Genomic DNA, 1,510 nt, shown 5'->3' with positions numbered 1-1,510 from the left:
CGGGGACGCACGAGGTTCTGGCAGCGGTGCCTGCAAAGAAGTAAACAGTCGCGACGAGCGCCCGCTTCCCATGAATAGCTCCGCGCGTGAAAAGCGGAGCGCTCCCAACGAGGATCGCCATGACTTCCAATACTTCCGCGCCGACGCCGGCCGAAGTTGTCTTCTTCAACGGCAAGATCGCCACGCAGGACGACAAGCGCTCTTTCGCCGATGCGCTCGCCGTCGCGAATGGCCGTGTTATCGCTTCGGGGTCTCGCGAAGTCGTAATGCGGCACGTGAACGACAACACGCGGCAGATTGACCTCAAAGGGCGAACGGTCATTCCCGGTCTGAATGATTCCCACCTGCACATCATTCGCGGTGGACTGAACTTCAACATGGAATTGCGCTGGGACGGCGTGCCGTCGCTGGCGGACGCGCTCGACATGCTGAAGAAGCAGGTGGCCCGCACGCCGGCGCCCCAGTGGGTGCGCGTGGTGGGCGGCTGGAACGAATTCCAGTTCGCCGAGCGGCGCGCTCCGACGCTCGAGGAAATCAACGCGATTGCGCCGGACACACCGGTGTTCATCCTGCACCTGTACGACAGCGCGCTGTTGAATGCGGCAGCGCTGCGGGCCGTCGGCTATACGAAGGACACGCCCAATCCTCCAGGCGGCGAGATCCAGCGCGACAAGCGCGGCAATCCGACCGGCATGCTCATTGCACGTCCGAACGCCGGGCTCCTGTACGCGACGCTGGCGAAAGGTCCGAAGCTCGCGCTGGAGGATCAGCGCAACTCCACGCGCCATTTCATGCGTGAACTGAACCGCCTCGGCGTGACGAGCGCGATCGACGCAGGCGGCGGCTATCAGGCCTATCCGGATGACTACGCTGTCATCATGGACATGGCGAAGCACAGCGAACTGACGGTGCGGATTGCGTACAACCTGTTCACGCAGAACGCGAAGAAGGAAATCGAAGACTTCGCGAAGTGGGTGAAGATGACCAAACCCGGCGAGGGTGACGATTTCCTGCGCGTCAACGGCGCCGGCGAAATGCTGGTGTTTTCAGCCGCCGACTTCGAAGACTTTCTCGAACCGCGGCCGGATCTGCCGGACACGCTCGAAGACGAACTGGAAGCCGTCGTGAAGCTGCTGGTGGCAAACCGCTGGCCGTTCCGTCTTCACGCGACTTACAACGAGTCGATCGAGCGCTTCCTGAATGTATTCGAGCGCGTGAACGCCGAGATTCCGTTCAACGGACTGCGCTGGTTCTTCGACCACTGCGAAACCATCACGCAACAGAATATCGACCGTGTGCGCGCGCTCGGCGGCGGCATTGCGATCCAGCACCGGATGGCCTATCAGGGCGAGTATTTCATCCAGCGATACGGTGAAGAGGCCGTGAAGCGCACGCCGCCTATTCGCCACATGCTCGATGCCGGGTTGCCCGTTGGCGCGGGGACGGACGCGACGCGCGTCGCGAGCTTCAACCCGTTCGTTTCGCTGTACTGGATGGTGTCGGGCAAGAC

At 62.2% G+C, this 1,510-nt stretch carries 1 protein-coding gene; it reads left to right on the top strand.

Features of this window, described 5'->3' with window-relative positions; translation table 11 throughout:
* Positions 1 to 119: 119 nt before the first annotated feature.
* On the top strand, positions 120 to 1,510 hold a 1,391-nt coding region (locus HHL24_RS45360; protein ID WP_169491339.1), incomplete at its 3' end, for an amidohydrolase.

The organism is Paraburkholderia polaris, assembly GCF_012927345.1.
GTDB lineage: Bacteria > Pseudomonadota > Gammaproteobacteria > Burkholderiales > Burkholderiaceae > Paraburkholderia > Paraburkholderia polaris.
The sequence above is the reverse complement of the archived record's forward strand: the minus strand, read 5'-3'. Positions and strand labels throughout refer to the sequence as shown.